Source organism: Candidatus Saccharibacteria bacterium oral taxon 488, assembly GCA_010202845.1.
GTDB lineage: Bacteria > Patescibacteriota > Saccharimonadia > Saccharimonadales > Saccharimonadaceae > Nanosynbacter.
In genome coordinates this window covers 626,967-643,487 of record CP047921.1, presented here as the reverse complement: position 1 = coordinate 643,487, position 16,521 = coordinate 626,967, and the positions used below count along the sequence as shown (strand labels likewise).

Here is a 16,521-nt window from a genome sequence, read left to right as displayed (position 1 = left end):
GACAGCTATGTTCCTGGTATGTATGCGATTAATCCCGTGAGCGGCGTAGAGCGATTTACGGATCTATCTGACGATGAGGTAAGATTGCTAGCGTCTTATCAACGTAAATTACGCATTGGATTAAAAAGTCTTGATATAGCATTGTGTGGACTTTATGTTGAAGAGTATACAGAACAACCCGTGACAAGTATTACATTGCCGCTTCATATCGGTAGATTGGCAAGTCGTTTTGACGTAGAAGTGTATCAGCCGCACATTGAATCGTATATTAAAAGCTATAACGCCCATGACTTGCAAGATGTGATAAAATATGACAATGCTACTGAACGGTGTTTTGAGGATCAAACAAGGGGCTATGACGCAATTCCTTATCAACCCAGTGGCGACAAAAAGCATGACCAGGAATGGCACGAGACTACCATTGACGAAATCCTTGAAATTGACGATGAACTAGAACTACCTATGGCACCGGTAGGAAAAAAGTACTATGTTTGTATTGGTGGCGCAAAGAACTTCCAAGCCTTTTTATGTGATGACACTATGTCAAAGGGTGAGTTTTTAGATAAATTTACAAATGAAATAGATGACGTTCTGGCTCCAGTGTATGAAGACGAGGATTTAGTAGTTCGACAAGACGCAAAATATGCAATACCTGGGTTCTATATAGTTAGTCCAAAAAAACATTATCGCAGTATTGATAAGATGCCGCAAGAATACTTTGATCATTGCATGATTATTGCTAAGCGAGTTAAGGAAAACGTTGCTGAATTAGGGGTCGAGACCTCGCATATTTACCACGACGAAAAATATCTTAAGCCAGCGAGTGTGCATTTTTGGATATTACCTCTGCCTCGAAATCCTGAACTAACGAGTCAACTTTCCATATATTCCAAAGATATTTGGACGTATCTTGATACTTACCCACGATTCAGCGAAACATATAAGCAGATTCGTGATTACAATGATCATATGCGTCAAGCTATGAATCAATACAGGCACGCGTAGCGAGTAGCTATCATGCCGAGAGCATTGCGAAAATCTGTCATTGGATTCCCCAACTCTACCATATGCGGAGTACCTTTGCTATCAATATATGTTCCATAGGCGTTACCTTGAGGCATTATCTGATAGTATCTTCCAGATGTGTTTCGATAAAGCTGAAGGGTGTGTTGCAGATTTGGGTAGCGTTGAGAGATTTGATTAGCAACCTCTAAACACTCTGCCTCATCAACCATCCAGTAATCAGTAGCTGTTTCGGTAGCGCGAGGTCCAATCGGTTCCACTTGATACATTTTATAGCGCAATCTACTAAGGTCGACCCCCTCCCGTTCAAGAACTTCAGGGATATCTGGTACAGAATTGATATTTGGTCGGGCAATAACAGTACGAATCGTAAGCGAGGTGTCTGGATATTCTTCCTGGACCAGCATTGCACTTTCTATAACTTTCAGGAAGTTATCTATACGACCCTTACGCATATTTTTATTGACACCACTGGTTGGACCGTCAAGAGGTAATCCTAAGTCATCAATGTGCGGCATAATAGATTTATGGCGTTTAGGCAACAATATGCCGTTGGTCGAAAGAGTAGTGCGTAATCCAATATTCTTTGCATGTTTCGCTACATCTGGCAAAAAAGGAACCATTAGAGGTTCACCTCCGGTAAATACAACGTGGGAGGTGCCTTCAGATGAAAAATTGTTAAGAAGATTGTTCCAATCATCAGCTTCATGATTAACACCTATAGTATGCTTTTCACCCCAACACCACGCACAATCAAGTTGGCAACGTCCCGTTAAGCTAATGTCAATAGTTTCTGGGGCAATAGACTCCTCATTCTGTCGCTTCGTTAGGTGCGTAAACTCCATCAATCATTCCTCGGACTTGGCAATACGAAAAATAGTTCGCTTGCCAACAGTAACAATAGATCCGATAGGGGGAGTAGTCGTCATAACCTCGTCTTCTGAAAGAGATGTACCGTCGAGCTTAATTCCACCCTGTTTTGCTAACCGACGAATTTCATTACGCGACTTATATTTACCAGTCGCGGTAAGTGAATCAATTAAAGCAGATCCGCTCACAAGTTTCTCCATATCATCCTCGGCAAACTCTTTTCTTGCAAAGCGCCGCTCAAACCGCTCTCTCGCGGCAAGACCATCATCCATATTAGAAATTGACAAGGCGGCTAAATAAGTTGCCAGTTGTTTCTTCATCTCAAGTGGTCTAGATTCGATGCTTTGCTTCAGCCCGGAAACCTCGTCAGTATGCACGGGCGCAAAAGCTGTTATATAGTTCAATACGATATCATCAGGAATAGACATCATCTTGCCATATACTTCATCTGGCGTAGCGTTGAGAGGTACGTAGTTACCAAGAGACTTACTCATTTTTACACCACCTCCAGACGTTCCTTCAAGAATTGGAGTCATAATAACATCTTCTGGAACTTGACCTTGGTTACGTTGAACCTTACGTGTTTGTTGAAAGTTTAATAGCTGGTCAATTCCGCCAATCTCAATGTCTGTTTTGAGTTCAACTGAGTCGATACCCATCATTGTTGGATAAAACGCTTCTGCTAAACTGATAGCCTTGCCAGCTAGTATGCGCTTGCGGAAATCACGACGCTGCATAGCCTCACTTAAATTCGTTTCCTGTAAGTATTCAAAGACGTCAGATAGTGACATTTCATCAAGCCAGGCACTATTATTGGAAACTTTTACATTTGAGGTGTGTGTATCGAAATATTTATCTACTTGATCACGGAAAGTCGAAACGTTTTCAGAGATTGTTGAATCAGAAAGTAAAGGGCGCTCATTAGATCGTCCACTAGGGTCACCGACCTTTGCTGTAAAGTCACCAAATACAAGGTCAATATTATGACCCGCACGACTAAACAAATCAAGAACACGAATTGGAACAACATGACCTAGGTGTAAATCTGGCCCAGTTGGGTCAGTGCCAAACTTAACATTCAAAGGATGCCCGGAGTCAAGTTGATCACGTATGCCATCCATTGTTATTGCTTCTTGTGTTTTCGGTTGAACGTAACCGATGAATTCATCAGTTGAAATACCCTCAAGAGATTCATTGCTACGATTAAACCACTTCTCACTAAAACTCATAGTCCGATTGTAATATAAATACCGCACTACGTCAATCGCCTAGCTGCATAAAAACAGGGAGATGGTCGGATAGATTTTGAGTTTTTGACGTGTCAATAACACGGTATAAACGAACTAATGGAGCAAGCTTGGTATTAACGAAAAAATAGTCTAGTCGAAGGTTTTGATACGTAACACCCCTATCGGCAGAGAGAGGTACCGTGGCTATGGGGCTGACAGTATGTTCTCTCCCGATATCATGAAAACCGGAATTAATAAGTAGTTGGATTGCGTCATGTTTTACAGACTCTGGCTTAGCAGAGCTAGACAAACCTAGAACTGGGGCATGCTCATTGGGTGCGATCGCATTAAAGTCGCCCGCCATTACGACATTCATATCATTGCTTAGGTATCCCAGGATAGAATTTAGCTCGATAACACGTTGTTGCTCGGGTGAGGGAGCAAGATGAAGAGCCGCGACACGTACTGGCATATTCGCCATTATATCAACTATAATGCCGGAATTTGCCATTTGGTTGAATGGAATCATTCCTAGTACGGGAAGATTAGAAAGAACGATTGAGTGGTTGTCTGTGCGAGACGAAAGACATATACGACAGTTGTTATAGCCTGATTTTTTGACAAAATCGTTTACAAACGATTCATCATTTGCCCATTTAGCTTCTTGCAAACAGACAATAGATGTATTTATTGTATGGAGTAGCCTGGCAATTGCCAGCACATGGTCGTACTGCTGTGCACCGCCAACATTATAACTTAAAAAGGAAACCATGGTATAGTTATATCATAAAAGTAAACAATTAGCTTGACTACATCAGAACGATAACAGTGTGGTATTATTAGATAGTATTAAGAAACTAATGGTTAAAATCATGACAAATAGATACCAGGACATTTTATCAGACATGCAAGAGTCTTTATTTCTACGCGAAAACGGAGACAACAGCAGTAAGCTTATAACACTAGTTGAAAACGCCGTAGCGGCAATGATTGCACGACAAGGTGACGGTCCAATTTACCCTTCGGATTCAGACACTTCCATAACCGACGTTATGAGCTCAGCTGCAATACCTGAGCGTTATAACTTTTCTCACAGCACTACTGTCGAACAAGTAGCCAATGAGATGCAGCGCTCAGTCAAGGCACACAGTCCCTTAATGGTAAAAAATATTATTCCACAGCCAAACTTTGTTTATTTGGCAGCTTACGTAGCAACGTCGTTATATATGGGTAATGCGGTTACCGGAGAAGATGCTGGCGAGGCTCTCAAGGATGAATTAGCTTGTGCGTCAGCTATTGCTAAGATGGCCGGAATGGACCCTACAAAAGCATCAGGTGTATTTACTTTTGGAGGAACAGGCACAAACCTATACGCAGTAAAGATAGGACTAGCCAAGGCTAAACCAAAACATGCATTGGAGGGTGTAATTGACAATGATACTGTAGTAATAGGTAACGCAGCATCACATTATAGTCAGCAAACTTCAGCAAACTGGACAGGCATTGGTCAGAATAATTATCTGAAAGTAAAGACAAATATTGATCAGACAACTGATCTTTCAGATCTTGAAAAAGTGTGTCGACGAGCGCTTGATAGCGGAAAAAAGATCGCCTGCATTGAGGCTGTAGGCGGAACCACATCCAGCATGGGTATGGATGATGTAGAAGAGATATATAAACTTCGTTCACAACTAATTAAAGAATATAGCCTAAGCTACACGCCGCACATACATGTTGATAGCGTCCTGGGCTGGGTGTGGCTAAATTTTATAGATTACGATTTTGATAAGAACCCTCTCGGTTTTAGTGTACGAGTCCTCAAGGGCGCGCAGCACAACGCCAACATGGCGAGAAAGTTCTGCTTTGCTGATTCGCTTGGAGTAGATTTTCACAAGACAGGCTACACGCCCTATAATTCAAGCATGGTTATTCTAAAGAATAAAGATGATTTTAATTTTTTGAAGCGTCAAAAAGATATTATGACACCACTGTTTCATGATGAAAATGAATACAATCCTGGTATATACACTATTGAAACATCAAGATCTGTCGCCAATATAGTCGCAACGTGGGCAACGCTAAAAACTATCGGCAAAGAGGGTTATCAGGTCCTGTTGGGGCATGCACTTGAGATGCGCGAAGCATTTGTTGATCGCGAGAAAGATATTAATGCTGCTGGTATGATTATTGAAAATAAAAACTCCGCGACCACAGACATATTCTTACGTTCCATAGTTACAGGTTCCGACGTACAGAACGAACACCATAAGGAACTATATGATGACAGCATATTAGCGGCAAATACAGAATACACCAGCAACTTTTACGAATGGTTTGTTGATCGTGAAGGAAAAAACCCAAAGATAGCCTTCAGCAAATCCTCGGCATCATTTTATAACCACAATGGTAAACCAGTTGTAGCATTTCGTATAGTTCTACTTGGAGTGAACTGCTCTGTAGAGACCATTAACTATTTGATAGATTACATAATTAACGCCAAGAAAATTTTTGATACCGAAAATTCTATATAATAACCTGTAGCTTTGGCCACTTTTCAAGCAAGCGTTTTCTTGATATACGATCAACGATCAGCTGTCGTTTTTCTGGATTTGCATAGATGATAGGCGTAGGACGAATAATACATTTAACAAGATCACCAATGTCGTGAGGGGCGATTATTACTAGAGAGCCGTCTGAGCGAAGAGTTAAACCAACACTTGTGATCGTCTCGAGCTCTTTACTCAACCCGTCGATCAAATTCACGTAAGGGCTGTCGTTGTTTTCAGTATGGCTATAGGCGAAGTTCGAAACATCCCAACTATAGGTCGGATATAACTCTTCTAGCTTCTGCTTGACGTTTATCGCCATCGTATTGTCGCCTGGCATATAGAGGGCGACATCAATATCCGATGCTCTAGTAGGAGTGGTATTGCCATGGATATAGTCCCACACTTTATTGCGCACGAAACCAGAAAATATACACCAACTACAATCGGGTGGTACTTGTGAATTTATACCTCTAGCCACCTCCATAAACTCATTGTCTCTGCGAAGCAGATTTATGATGTCAGTCTCATTCATAATGAGCTACCTATACAGACACTTTAAAGGCATGCTTTTTCCCAACATGCAAGATGTCGCCATTAATAAGGGTTGCGTTCTCATTGTTTACTCTATTGTTGTTAATTTTAACAGCATTTTGCTTGATTAAACGCCTGGCTTCGCCGCGACTTTTAACTATATCTAGACGAGCTATCAAATCAACAATTGACTCGTCAGAACCAATTTGAACAGTATGAATATCTTGAGCTAAATTCTTATGGCTAACTTCAGATACCCATCGCTTTTCGGCATCAAAAGCAGCCTCACTGCCGTGGTACATAGACACCACTTCTCGAGCAAGCTCTTTTTTAATGTCACGGGGATTTTCATTGCTATCAAGCCGCTTTTTTATTTCGGCAATCTCGCCCATTGATAGACGCGTACAGTCCACGAAACACTGATAGATGCCGGCGTCTGATATTTGCATGATCTTGAAGAACATCTCTTTGGCGCCAAGGTCCAATCCTACACCAGTACCAAGGCTCTTACTCATCAACTTCTCGCCCGTATCTGGATTAACTAATAGAGTTGTCGTAATTACAAACTTTTCCTTCTGTTTGTAACGTTTCAGCAGTGTACGCCCAGCAAGCATATTGAAAGTTTGGTCAGTGCCGCCCACTTCCACGTCAACATCTAGGGCCACAGAATCATACCCTTGCATTAATGGATAGAAGAATTCATGCACGAAAAGGGGCTTCTCCTCAGCAACCCTTTTTTTGAATGCATCCCGTTCAAGCATCTGCTGAACCGTAAAATTTGAGGCCAGCTCGACAGAGTCCTCAAACGTTAGCTTTGAAAGCCATTCTGAGTTAAATTTAAATTCTATAGGATTATCGGCATCATTAAAGTTTAGGATTTTTCCGATCTGTTGTTTAAATGTTTTTAAGTTATCAAGTACCTGTTCGCGCGTTAGCTGCACGCGCATTGAAGTTTTATCACTTGGATCACCGATCATTGCCGTAAAATCACCAATCAATACAATAATTCGATGACCTAGGGCGTGAAAGCGCTCAAGCATTAAATAGTTTGTCGAATGTCCGAGGTGAACGTAGCTGGCGGTAGGATCAATGCCTAGATAAAACGTCAATCGCTTGCCGCTTTGTAGTTCTTTTTTAAGTTCTCTCTTGCTTGGTAGAATTTCAGCTACTGAACGGGATAATGCCTCATCAATAAGACCTTCGTTTGTATTGATTTTATGCGTACGATCATTCATATAGGATTATTGTACTACAAATAAGATCAGATATAAAGCCAGTGCGCGACAACACCAACAATAGACAAGGAGGTGTAATAATAGTTGTTATTTGACATCTTGGTTGCGCGATGTTACAATACATAACTAAGGATGGGCCACATAATATCTCTGGAGGGCCCTCCAGAGATATTTTTTCATCAGCTATTTTTACGCCAAATATACATTTACATCAACGGGAGGTAACCATGACAAAAACTACTGTATCCAAAAAACAGTATGCCGATTCGCGCGATTTCATGACAAGCCTGCTGTTTCGCAAATGGACTATCGCGATCATTCTTTCGCTTGGCACTGAGACTAAGCGCTATTCTGCGCTACACCGCTCTCTTCCGGGGGTGACTCAAAAAGTGCTCACCGAGCACCTCAAGCAGCTAGAACGCGCCGGCATCGTCCGGCGCTTTTTCTATCCGACGATTCCGCCGCGAGTTGAATATAAATTAACGAAAACCGGTCTCGAGTTGTCAAAGCTAACGGATGATATAACTATTTGGTTTGATTCTCATTCTGAAGTTCTGCACAAATCCCAGAAAACTTACGATAAGAAACGCGTGACCGTGTTGCGGCGGTTATAAGTTACGATTTTTCTCTATTGCCTCCAGCACTTCACGATGCCGCAATTTTGCTTGCTTTTGCTTGCGGCTACTTCGCCGCAGTAGCCGATACGGAATGAACAAAATTCCAAAAACAACGTAAATCAGCACGTACCAAAACGCCACGAAAACCCAAGCGAACATAATGAGCGCGGCAGCCACCAAACTAAGCAACGCTTTCACCACTGGATTGTCCACATCCGTAATTTTCCAAATGCGCTTTGCCGAGCCGCTAAACGATAGCGGCGAAGATATGACGATCTTTTCAGATTTTAGTTTGCTCATGTTTTTAGTTTACTTGTAATTTTTATTAGTGTAAAGTTGGCGACAAAATATATTTTTTAGTAAGTTCGTTAATTTAATTCTCGGCTCAAAGCAGAACATAGCTGTACCTCTATAGATTTAACAAACCTCCCGGAAACTAACACACTGATACCACCATAGTAGACTTTCAAGTGCCGTCTTGCCAAGTAAATTAATGCCTGCTAACGTAAAAATAACGGAGGTAAACACAAAGTTTACGCTCTGGTGAAAGGGAGTTTATGGTGTCAAGAAAAACATATTGTTTGGCGGCAATATTTATCTCAGTTGGAGCGCCATTTGTGTTGGCGAACGTAGCCCTAGCTGCACCCGCTGGTGTCAGCAATGTCGAGAATTTTATACGAAGCGTTATCCAAGTGGTGGCGGGACTAGCCGGTCTGGTAGCAACCGGCTTTTTTGTTGCTGGCGGCTTTACCTATATCACTAGCTCGGGAAATCCTGAGCAACTAGACAAAGCAAAGCGCACTATCACATGGTCGGCAATTGGTCTAGCGATTGTTATTGCGGCGTTTGTATTAGCGAACATCGTAACGACTTTAGCGCGACAAGCCTTCGGAGGTTAAACGCTAATGTTCGACTTTGTCGATATTTTCACTAGCAATTTAGTGTTATTTGCTGATACGGCTGGCGCCATAAAAACCGTGCGTGATTATGTTTTGCCGACAGCCAAAATCTTATCGGGCATCGCGTCGCTGGCTTGCGCTTTCTTTTTGGCGCATGCTGGCTATATTTACATGACCAGCAGTGGCAAACCAGACCGCATGGAGCACGCTAAAAACATCGCTAAAAAAGCAGCGATTGGGTTAGTCGTCGTACTAGCCGCTGTGACAATAGTTTCTATTTTGAACGGTTCATATCAAGCGGTGCAAAATCCAAATGACGCAAACCTACCGAACCTACAGGCAGTCACGCCCAAATCAGAAAACAACGGCTTGATCGAGATGATCATCAAAGCTGTGACGGGGCTATTGTCGTCGATTATTAACGCCATAGCCTCGCCATTTTTGAGCGCGCTAGAATTTTTCACCAAATCGACGCCGTTGATGGCGAGCAATAAAGTCGTGTTTAATCTATGGCTAGCGATTGTCGGCATCGCTGATGTGCTGTTAATTTTAGTTGTGGCGCTAGTCGGATTTCAGGTCATGAGCGCGTCGAGTTTTGGTTTTGACGAAGTTGAAGTCAAGCACCTACTGCCACGCATAGCGCTGATATTTTTGCTGATGAACACCTCGATATTTTTGATTGATGGCATCATTAGTTTATCCAACGTTCTCATCTCGGCAGTCAACCAAATTTCGGGTGCATCGACCGTCTGGAGTACGCTCATCAAAGTTGTCGAAAAAACGTCTGGTCAGGGCGTGGCGGCGCTGCTGATCATGGTGGCTTTTCTGATTTGCTCGGTCATATTGTTGGTGTATTATGTTATGCGTTTAATCACTTTATTTATCGGCACTGTCCTGTCACCGCTGGTGAGTATGTTGTGGTTAGTGCCGGGGTTTCGTGATTTTGCCGAAACTTCGATGAAGACGTTCTTATCAACAATTTTCGTTTTGTTTGTCCATGTGGTTATATTGCAATTAGCGTCGTCGCTGTTTTCTGGTATGGCGACTAGCGGCAGTAACAATGCATTTCCCGACACCTTGATGGCGATGGTAGCAGGCATAGCAACTATTCTGACTTTATTAAAAGTTCAAGGCGTGATGATACAATTTAGTTTCGTTAGTATGGGTGCGCGCAATCTAAAGAAGCTGGGTGGTCAGTTTATGAACGGCGTCAGCTACATGACAGGCACTGGCTCGAAAGTGGTGCACAAAACGACCCAGCGCGTGAAGAATACCACTCACGCCGCCAAAAAAGCCCGGGTTCACTCGACTCTCGAAACGGTGGCGCGTCAAACAAAGTCGCCGATGAAAGTGAGTTATCTAAACAAAAAAGGCGACGCGGAAATCACCTACGCCGTAAATCCGCGCAGCAAAAATAATCTAACCGTTGTTAATATGCCCGAATCAAAACCACTCAAAACCGGCACAACTTACCGTGCCGGATCGAAAATAAAATCGACTAAACAGCGAGGTAAAAAATCATGAAAACGACAGTCGTTCCTGCGCAGGTTACTACCGTAGAAGATCGGATTATCGGCAAGCTCGGTTTTTCACAAATCGTGCTCTTGATGATTCCTGTTTTCTTTAGCGCGGGAGTTTTCGCGCTGCTGCCGCCGGTTATGAACGGCGCGCTTTATAAATACGTTTTGATGACGTTAAGTTTGATGATTTGTGGAGTTTTGTCGGTTCGTGTTAGGGGTAAAATCATTGCGCTTTGGCTGGTGACGGTACTGCGTTACAATTTGCGACCAAAATATTATCTGTTCAATAAAAACACTACTGCGTTTCGTGATGAATATAAAAGTGCTCCACCTGAAGACGAAGAAGCCACAAATCAACCAACCAAAAAGCCGCAAAAGCTAGAAAAATTGGATGACGCATCAACCATCAAAACCCGCCAAATTATAGACGACCCAGCCGCTGATGTTCGTTTTGAAACTGATAAGAGAGGGGGTTTGCATGTTCGGTTTACGAAAGTCAAACGCTAAATCTAGCGCCAGGCGGCAGATTGCGCTAAAGGGTGTGCGCGACGGAATTTTGTTATTGCCACAGAATAATTATCGGGCAATCTTGTCCGTTTCGGCGCTGAATTTTGAGCTGCGTAGCGAGGATGAGCAAGACGCAATCATTGATACCTACGAAAGTTTTCTCAATTCGATTGGTTGGCCGATTCAAATTTTAGTACGTACGCGCGAAATTGATATGGACGGATATTTAGAGGATTTGAACTACCGATTGCAGAGCGAGACGATTCCCGTTTACAAAACTCAACTGAAAAATTACGATGAATTTATTCGTTCGCTCATCACCGACAACAAGATTTTGACACGGCATTTTTATATCATTATTCCTTTTCGACCGACCGACAACAAAGCTGATTTTGATTTAATCCGCGAACAGCTCAAACTCCGCATTGATATTATCGCCAAAGGTATGGCGCGGCTCGGCATGCGCGCTGATCAGCTAGATAGCCTCGAAGTGCTTGATTTGTTCTACAGTTTCTACAGCCCAGCGCAAGCAAAAATTCAGCCGCTAACTGAACGCGCTTTGCAGACAATTCACACCGCGTTAATGCGAGATGGGAGTAAAATTAATGATTAAAAAACCGCGCACACCAGTATTTATCAAAAGAATTAGTGACTCAATTAGTGCTCCGAAACGACGCCGCGACCGCCAGCGCGAGGAACAGCAAAAAGAGCTCAATATCACATTTGGCAAACAAGACGCGCTGGATATTTTATCCTACGCTGGGCTGGAAGAAAACGTTGATTATCTTTGCATCGACGGTGTGTACATGCGCACGTTGTTTATTTCTGGATATCCGTTCGTAGCGAGTTCGGACTGGATGGATAGCTTGATTCATTTTAATCACGACATCGACATTAGTTATCATCTGCATGAAGTAGACGCCCGAGCGGCGCTGCCAAAACTAAATCGTAAAATTACCGAGCTTGAATCCACACGCCGGGCGATGATGCGCGAGGGACGAATCGTTGGCTCGGAAATTACCGACCCGCTTGAGTCGGCGATTGATTTGCGCGATAAAATTCAGCGCGGTCAGGAAAAATTATTCCAAATGGCGATCTATATTTGCATTCGTTCTGAGACCAAAGAAGAACTTGATAAAACCACCAAGTTGCTTGAAGCTAATCTGTCGGCGCGGTTGTTTTACTCAAAAGTAGCGCGCTATCAGCAGTTAGAGGCGCTGCAATCAATTTTGCCACGCGGCGAAGACCAATTGGCGCAAAAGCGCAACCTTGATAGTTCCAGCGCCGCTCTGACTTTTCCGTTTATGTCATCAGAATTGGTGCAGGAATCGGGCATCCTTTATGGTGTCAACAAATCAAACAACTCGCTGGTTATTTTGGACAGGTTTAGTTTACACAATGCTAACTCAATCACATTTGCGCAGTCGGGTGCTGGCAAAAGTTACACCACCAAAGTCGAGATTTTACGCCAACTCATGCAAGGCACGCGTGTCATCGTCATCGACCCAGAGCGTGAATACAAGCGCCTCGCCGAATCAGTAAAAGGCACGTATATAAAATTATCAGCCAAGAGTAAGCAGAAAATTAACCCTTTTGACCTAGCGACGACTGTTCACGAAATTAGTGATTTATCTGAGCATGCACAAGATCTAATGGACGTAATCGGTTTGATGGCTGAAAGTTTAACGGCGCGCGAAAAAGCCGCCATTGACAAAGCGGTTTTGAAAATCTACAAAAAGTCAAAAACCAAACCGCCGCTTTTAGAAGATTTATACGCGGAACTTCGAAAGTTGGGTCAGCTAAAATTGTGTGAAAAGTTAGAAAAATATATTTCCGGCTCGCTGGCGGATGTATTCAATGCGCAAACAAATGTTAAATTAGACAACCGCTTGGTTATTTTCGATATCAAAGATTTACCAGAAAATCTGCGCCAAATTATGATGTTAATTATCTCTAATTTTGTGAAAAATCAAGTCATGGCTAAGCCAGAAAAGCGGCTGCTGATTATCGATGAGGGCTGGATTTTGTTGCAACACGAGGAGTCGGCGCGGTTTGTAGCAGGACTGGTGCGTCGGGCACGCAAATATTATCTCGGCGTGTCAATTATATCGCAACAAGCTAATGACTTTCTCAAAAGTGAGTATGGTCGCGCTATTGCTTCGCAAAGCGCACTGCGGATTTTAATGCGCCAGGATACGACGACTATCAAAGGCGTGGTTAACGAATTTAACCTCAGCGAATATGAACAAAGTTTTCTGCTCATGTGCGAGCGAGGCGATGCTTTGCTTATCGCCGACCAAAACCATGTCGCCGTTAAAGTTGTGGCAGCCGAAAAAGAACACCCGCTCATCACGACTAATCCTGCGGAGTTGTATTCATCATGAACGGCGCGGTAGTTTTGTTTACAAATTTTGGTTTCAGCATTAAGAAAATTATAGCTATAATCATCGCTACATTATTGCTTATTTTGACGTTTCCGATTTTAGCTATTTCATCACTTGGCTTACCGGCAATGAGCTTTTTAGCAAATGCACCGAGCGCCAAAGCGGTGGAAGAACGTGGTTTTTATAACGGCGGCGTGATGCCCGGAAACACTTACGCCTGGGGCAACTGTACGTGGTGGGCGTATGCGATGCGTCGGTGGGCAAACAGTCCGATTCCGAACACTTGGGGCAACGCTAATACCTGGGATGATAACGCCAAGCGTGATGGCTACATCGTCAACGATACACCAGCGGCTGGTGCAGTTTTTCAGACTGATGAAGGCCATTATGGACATGTTGCGTATGTGATAGAAGTTAATCAAATCAGCGGTGATTGGAAAATTTCTGAAATGAACGCGCGCGGTTTGAACGTGGTGTCGCAGCGCACTTTTTCCAAAGAAGTCGCCAAATCTTATAAATTTATTCATAATAAACCAGGAGCACAGCCGTGGAATCTACAGCCGATTACCTCGCCACCACCTTATGGCTTGGGTCGATAGTTTTAATCGTAATCACGCTTACGATTAGCGCGGTCATTTTGTGGTTGGTGATTCGTTTTGTTTTGAATCGTCGATATTTGCGAACACGAGGCATGGTTTGGCTGGAAATTACACCGCCTGCCACGATCGCCAAAACACCTGAAGCAACCGAGCAACTATTTTCGGTAATTCATGGACATCGGGCGGCGCGCTCACTCAAAGAAAAATTGCTCGGTCGGTCGCCAGTTATGAGTTTTGAAATTACATCAACTAAAGAGCACGGCGTGCGGTATTTGGTGCAGGTCGAACGGCGTCACGCTGCGAACATGCAAAAAGTGATTACCTCCTACATCGCCGACTCAAAGGTTCGCACAGTTGAGCGAAAGAGCGGTGATGATTATCAAGTTATTGAATTTCGAGAAACTGGGCATTACGTCTTGCCGTTAGCTATAAATTCGACGCTAGAGCAACGCGATCCACTCAGTTATGTGATTGGTGCGATGACCAGGTTAGATGACGAAGAGGAAATTATTTTGCAGCTTATAGCAACACCAGCGCGCTTACGTGAAGCAGAAATTCTGTCGCATAAAATTCTCGGCAATGAAAACATTTTGCAATATGTTAGCGGCAAAAAACTATCAATGCTCGGCAGATTAGCTAGCTTTTTTGGCAAAATTTCTTCTGGCGCAACCGACCTCGTCAGCGAAGTTCATGCTAGCATGACAACTAGTTACCGTAATTACTACCATTCAAAAACCGTATCCCCGCGGCAGCAAATCAGGGTGCCGCGAGGTGACCGCCCGGCGCGCATGCTAAGTGCTTTTGAATTAGAACTAATGGAAACCATGCACCAAAAAGTGACTCGTCCGCTATTTTATGTCAACCTACGCATCATGGTAAGTAGTCCAGAAACAAAGAGACATATCGCCGCGCTTAAATCCGCGCTGGACGGTTTTAGTACACCGCCATATCAATCACTCAAAGCAAAGTATCGTATGCCGATTCTGAACAACCTGCTAATTCTTGCATCCATAAAGCGCCTGCCATCGCTGCATAAAAATAGCTCCATAATCCTCGCTTCAAGCGAACTTGCTAGCTTGTTTCATTTTCCTTCAAGTTATCATAGTAAAACCGACAATCTGATAACTTCGCTCAGCCGCACGCTACCCGCGCCGATTTCACTCAAGCAGTCAGAAAGTTTCGATGTGATTATTGGTGAAAATCATCATCACAATACGGTGACGCCGATTGGCTTGATGGAAGCTGAGCGCGAGCGCCATCAGTACATCATCGGCGGTACGGGTAGCGGCAAAACTACGATGTTGCAATATCAAATTGTGCAAGATATTTGTAACGGCAAAGGCGTGGCTGTAATTGACCCGCATGGCGATATGGCGGAGACGATTTTGCGGCACGTTCCTCCGGAGCGCCTTGGCGATGTAATTTATTTCAATCCTGATGATTTGGATTATCCGGTTGGTTTGAATTTATTGGAGCTAGCGCCTGGGCTAGACGGCAGCGAGTTGATGCGCGAAAAAGATCTTATTACTGAGTCGGTCGTGTCGATTTTTCGGAAAATCTTTAGCGACGAGGACTCGGGCGGGCATCGTATCGAATACATTTTGCGCAACACCATTCAAACCGCACTCATGCAGGAAAATTCCACGCTTTTTACTGTGTTTGATTTGCTAAACGACCCAAAATATCGCCGCAGTGTCGTTAAAAATCTTGACGACACAAACTTGATAAACTTCTGGAAGAACGAGTTTGGCAAAGCTGGCGATATGCAGAAAGTAAAAATGTCAGCAGGGATTACAGCGAAAATTGGGCGGTTTTTATTTTCAGCGTCAGCTCGGCAAATTCTCGAGCAACCAAAATCGACGATTGATTTTGATGATATTATCAACTCGGGGAAAATACTGATTTGTAATTTGTCCAAAGGCTTGCTTGGCGAAGATACATCTGAGCTATTTGGAATCACCGTACTTGCGAAGCTCCAGCTCGCAAGTCTCCGCCGCGCCCGACTCAAGCAAGCGGAGCGGCGGACATTCTATCTGTATGTCGATGAGTTTCAGAATTTCGCCACAACATCATTTGTGCAAATGCTGTCTGAGAGCCGCAAATATCGCGTCTTTATGATCATGGCCGAGCAGTCTACTTCGCAGCAAAGCGACCAGCAAACAGTGAATATAATTTTGGCAAATACTGGCACGATTATCTGCTTCCGAACCGGCAATCCGCAAGATGAACAGCGTTTACTGCCGATGTTTAGCCCGTATATTGAACCGGGCGAAATCAGCAACCTGCCAGCATATAATTATTACGCTAGGCTGGCGGCGGTGCACACGCAAGAGCCGCTATCCGGGCAGACTTTATTGCTAGAAAGCGATGGCGATGAGGCAGTGAGAAATGAAATTGTTAAACATTCACGAAAGGAATTTGCCAGGAGACGAGAAGAGGTTTCTGGACAAGAAAGTTCTGGTAGGTCTTCGTCAAGAAAAGTCGCTAAGACCAACGGGCGAACAAAGAAAAAGTCACAGATTACGGCGGAGTTGATGATAGATGAAATATGAGGCTTC

16 protein-coding genes are annotated in these 16,521 nt (G+C 43.5%); 10 read left to right on the top strand and 6 right to left on the bottom strand.

What is annotated here, in order from left to right; all coding sequences use genetic code 11:
* The first annotated feature begins 18 nt into the window (after positions 1 to 18).
* Positions 19 to 1,005, top strand: coding sequence for an HIT domain-containing protein (locus GWK78_03355; protein QHU94043.1), 987 nt, complete (start codon positions 19 to 21; stop codon positions 1,003 to 1,005).
* On the opposite strand, the gene GWK78_03350 is transcribed toward GWK78_03355, so the two are convergent.
* The 3 genes from GWK78_03350 to GWK78_03340 are packed head-to-tail and all read right to left on the bottom strand — an operon-like array spanning position 987 to position 3,894.
* On the bottom strand, positions 987 to 1,868 hold the full coding sequence (locus GWK78_03350) for a radical SAM protein (GenBank protein ID QHU94042.1): 882 nt from the start codon (positions 1,866 to 1,868) through the stop codon (positions 987 to 989). The genes GWK78_03355 and GWK78_03350 overlap by 19 nt on opposite strands.
* A gap of 3 nt (positions 1,869 to 1,871) precedes the next feature.
* Entirely contained in the window at positions 1,872 to 3,122 is a 1,251-nt protein-coding gene (gene tyrS / locus GWK78_03345; GenBank protein QHU94041.1) for a tyrosine--tRNA ligase, read from the bottom strand.
* 31 nt (positions 3,123 to 3,153) lie between these two features.
* On the bottom strand, positions 3,154 to 3,894 hold the full coding sequence (locus tag GWK78_03340; GenBank protein QHU94040.1) for a hypothetical protein: 741 nt from the start codon (positions 3,892 to 3,894) through the stop codon (positions 3,154 to 3,156).
* Positions 3,895 to 3,952: 58 nt separating this feature from the next.
* On the opposite strand from GWK78_03340, the gene GWK78_03335 reads away from it, so the two are divergent.
* Positions 3,953 to 5,653 carry a hypothetical protein gene (locus GWK78_03335; protein QHU94039.1) on the top strand — a complete coding sequence of 567 codons (1,701 nt, stop codon included), beginning with the start codon at positions 3,953 to 3,955 and terminating at the stop codon, positions 5,651 to 5,653.
* Here the strand turns inward: GWK78_03335 and GWK78_03330 are convergent.
* Entirely contained in the window at positions 5,646 to 6,203 is a 558-nt protein-coding gene (locus GWK78_03330) for a hypothetical protein (protein QHU94038.1), read from the bottom strand. The two genes, GWK78_03335 and GWK78_03330, sit on opposite strands and share 8 nt — an antisense overlap.
* Positions 6,204 to 6,213: 10 nt before the next feature.
* On the bottom strand, positions 6,214 to 7,437 hold the full coding sequence (locus tag GWK78_03325) for a tyrosine--tRNA ligase (GenBank protein ID QHU94037.1): 1,224 nt from the start codon (positions 7,435 to 7,437) through the stop codon (positions 6,214 to 6,216).
* Positions 7,438 to 7,664: 227 nt separating this feature from the next.
* Between GWK78_03325 and GWK78_03320 the strand changes: the two genes are divergently transcribed.
* Complete coding sequence (locus tag GWK78_03320) at positions 7,665 to 8,051, top strand: transcriptional regulator (protein ID QHU94036.1); 387 nt, start codon at positions 7,665 to 7,667, stop codon at positions 8,049 to 8,051.
* Here GWK78_03320 and GWK78_03315 read toward each other — a convergent pair.
* On the bottom strand, positions 8,046 to 8,354 hold the full coding sequence (locus GWK78_03315) for a hypothetical protein (GenBank protein ID QHU94035.1): 309 nt from the start codon (positions 8,352 to 8,354) through the stop codon (positions 8,046 to 8,048). The genes GWK78_03320 and GWK78_03315 overlap by 6 nt on opposite strands.
* Before the next feature lie 257 nt (positions 8,355 to 8,611).
* Here GWK78_03315 and GWK78_03310 point away from each other — a divergent pair, with 257 nt between their 5' ends.
* The 7 genes from GWK78_03310 to GWK78_03280 are packed head-to-tail and all read left to right on the top strand — an operon-like array spanning position 8,612 to position 16,515.
* Positions 8,612 to 8,953 carry a hypothetical protein gene (locus tag GWK78_03310; protein ID QHU94034.1) on the top strand — a complete coding sequence of 114 codons (342 nt, stop codon included), beginning with the start codon at positions 8,612 to 8,614 and terminating at the stop codon, positions 8,951 to 8,953.
* 6 nt (positions 8,954 to 8,959) lie between these two features.
* Positions 8,960 to 10,477, top strand: a complete 1,518-nt coding sequence (locus GWK78_03305) for a hypothetical protein (protein QHU94033.1) — start codon at positions 8,960 to 8,962, stop codon at positions 10,475 to 10,477.
* A complete protein-coding gene (locus GWK78_03300) occupies positions 10,474 to 10,980 on the top strand; it encodes a hypothetical protein (GenBank protein ID QHU94032.1) in 507 nt (168 codons plus the stop codon). The genes GWK78_03305 and GWK78_03300 overlap by 4 nt, the downstream gene beginning before the upstream one ends.
* The gene (locus GWK78_03295) at positions 10,952 to 11,593 is read left to right on the top strand and encodes a hypothetical protein (protein QHU94031.1); all 642 of its coding nucleotides are present in this window, start codon (positions 10,952 to 10,954) and stop codon (positions 11,591 to 11,593) included. Before GWK78_03300 ends, GWK78_03295 begins: the two co-directional genes overlap by 29 nt.
* Positions 11,586 to 13,364, top strand: coding sequence for a DUF87 domain-containing protein (locus GWK78_03290; GenBank protein QHU94030.1), 1,779 nt, complete (start codon positions 11,586 to 11,588; stop codon positions 13,362 to 13,364). The genes GWK78_03295 and GWK78_03290 overlap by 8 nt, the downstream gene beginning before the upstream one ends.
* Entirely contained in the window at positions 13,361 to 13,963 is a 603-nt protein-coding gene (locus GWK78_03285) for a CHAP domain-containing protein (GenBank protein ID QHU94029.1), read from the top strand. Before GWK78_03290 ends, GWK78_03285 begins: the two co-directional genes overlap by 4 nt.
* Positions 13,912 to 16,515 carry a type IV secretion system DNA-binding domain-containing protein gene (locus GWK78_03280; protein QHU94028.1) on the top strand — a complete coding sequence of 868 codons (2,604 nt, stop codon included), beginning with the start codon at positions 13,912 to 13,914 and terminating at the stop codon, positions 16,513 to 16,515. Before GWK78_03285 ends, GWK78_03280 begins: the two co-directional genes overlap by 52 nt.
* Positions 16,516 to 16,521: the final 6 nt, after the last annotated feature.